Genomic DNA, 506 nt, shown 5'->3' with positions numbered 1-506 from the left:
CCTCCAGCAGCCCTTCGACCACGCCACGCAACAGGCGCGAGCCCAGCCCCTGCCCGGCCTGCCGAGCGTGCACCACGGCCTCGCAGATGTAGCCATGCACCTGGCCCGAGCGTGACGGCGGCTGATGCGCGGCGAAGTCATCGGTCAGGCGATGACTGACGAAGCCCTGCAGCACGCCCTCCTGCTCGGCCAGCAGGGCCCGCGTCGCGCCGCCGGCGATGGCTGCCAGGTGGGCGCGCACCTCGGCTTCGGGCAAGTGGTTCCAGGGATTCGGTCCATGCTCCAGCAACAGCTCGCACATGGCCTCGATGTCCGCTGCGGTCGCGGCGCGCAACTGCATCATGATGTTCACCTCGCCTGAGTCAGTGGCCGGCGCCAGGTGCTGCCAGCCAGGGGCTCAGTCTAGGGCCTGCGTGCAAGGGTCTACAGGCACAGTCGCGGGTGAAAACTGTCACTGCTCCCAGGGGCGGCCACGGGTCTGCTCGCTCAGGCGTACCTTCTGCTGC

General features: G+C 69.2%; 1 protein-coding gene. It reads right to left on the bottom strand.

Annotation, left to right across the window (positions count from 1 at the left end; genetic code table 11):
- Positions 1 to 343: GNAT family N-acetyltransferase (locus tag J0A65_RS25580; protein WP_206597024.1), on the bottom strand; the 343-nt coding region annotated here is incomplete at its 3' end.
- Positions 344 to 506: the final 163 nt, after the last annotated feature.

The organism is Bowmanella yangjiangensis (assembly GCF_017255015.1).
GTDB classification, from domain to species: Bacteria; Pseudomonadota; Gammaproteobacteria; order Enterobacterales; family Alteromonadaceae; genus Bowmanella; species Bowmanella yangjiangensis.
This window is presented reverse-complemented; position numbering and strand designations above follow the sequence as displayed.